The organism is Streptacidiphilus sp. MAP12-16, assembly GCF_041262165.1.
In the GTDB taxonomy this organism is placed as follows: domain Bacteria; phylum Actinomycetota; class Actinomycetes; order Streptomycetales; family Streptomycetaceae; genus Streptacidiphilus.
Genome location: NZ_JBGCBY010000080.1, coordinates 1 through 1580, shown reverse-complemented (window position 1 = coordinate 1580; position 1580 = coordinate 1). Strand labels below are relative to the sequence as shown.

Genomic DNA, 1580 nt, shown 5'->3' with positions numbered 1-1580 from the left:
CTAGCTACTTGCCCCTGAAGAAGTCCGGGGCTTTGGTGGGAGTGACCTGGTCGGAGGGCTGGTGTGGGCTTCTGGTTGCCGCCACAGTGTGAAGTGGGTCGTTGGCGGCCGGGGGTGGTGGCGATGTTGCGTGTGGCGGGGGTACCGGACGCGTGGTGGGAGTTGTTGCCGGAGCAAGCCCGGCACCTGTCCAGCGAGCTGGCCCAGGTCGATGCGTTCTTGGACGACGAGCGGTTCATCGCCCCGTGGCGGGCGGTGTTCGCCGAGCGGCTCGGGCGACCGTCGATCCCGGTCGAGACGCTCCTGCGGCTGCTGTTCCTGAAGCACCGCTACCAGCTCGGGTACGAGACGCTGTGCCGTGAGGTGGCGGATTCGTTGAGCTGGCGGCGGTTCTGCCGGATCCCGTTGATGTCCCCGGTGCCGCACCCGACCACCTTGGTCAAGCTCGTGCGCCGAAGCGGCGCAGCCACAGTCGAGCAGCTCAACGCCGCGCTGCTGGCCAAGCTGGCCGAGGACAAGCTGCTGCGGTGCCGCAAGCTGCGCATCGACACGACCGTGATCGAGGCGGACATCGACTACCCCACGGACGCCGACCTGCTGGAGCACGGGGTGCGCAGAATGGGCCGGTTGGTGGAGCGGATCAAGGCTTCGGGCGCGGCCAAACGCACCGTCTTCCGGGATCGTAAGAGGTCGGCGGGGCGGCGCCTGAAGCAGATCTCGCGCACGCTGCGGCGGCGCACCGGCCAGGCGCTGGGTGAGATCGACCGGCTGACCGGCGAGGTCGCGGTCATCGCCCGCGCCACGTTGCAGGACGTAGCCGCCGTCGAGCGCAACGCACGACGCGCGCTGCGCGGCCGGCCCTCGGGACGGCTCGCGCGTCTGATCGATGAACTCGCCGAAACCGTGGCGGGAACCCGGCGGCTGCTGGAGCAGACCGCTCAACGGCTGGCGGGCGTTCGCACCATCCCCGACCGGCTGGTCTCGTTAGCCGACCCCGACGCCCGGCCGATCCGCAAGGGCAAGCCGCAGCATCCCACCCAGTTCGGCTACACCGCGCTGGTGGCCGAGGACGAATGCGGTTTCGTGGTCGACCACCAGGTCCAGCGCGGGAACCCGGCTGACGCTCCGCAACTGGTGCCCTCGGTCCAGCGGGTGACCGCGCTGGTTGGCCGAGTGCCGGGAACAGTGGTCGCCGACCGCGGCTTCGGTACCGCGGCCAACGACCGGGCACTGGCCGAGCTCGGCGTCCAGCGGATCGGCCTGCAGCGCAACGGCACCCCGGGACAGGCCCGCCGCGAGCACGAACGCAGCCGCCCGTTCCGGCGCATGCGCAACTGGAGAGTCGGCATCGAGGCCCGGATCAGCCACCTCAAGCGCAGCTTCGGCTTCCGCCGTACCCGGCTGCGCCGCCTGGGCGGCGCGCAGACCTGGGCCGGACTCGGGATCTTCGCCTACAACCTCCACCGGATGACCGTCCTGAGCGGGTGAGGACGGACGCACCGCCGGCCCGCACGATCCGACCACCACCCAGCTCCAGCCCGGCCACCAGGGCAAACCCTTTTTCAGGGGCAAGTAGCTAG

Annotated in this window: 1 protein-coding gene; it reads left to right on the top strand. The window is 70.4% G+C overall.

The window, feature by feature from the left end; genetic code table 11:
- Window positions 1-123: 123 nt before the first annotated feature.
- Entirely contained in the window at window positions 124-1488 is a 1365-nt protein-coding gene (locus ABIA33_RS38025; RefSeq protein ID WP_370088817.1) for an ISNCY family transposase, read from the top strand.
- Window positions 1489-1580: the final 92 nt, after the last annotated feature.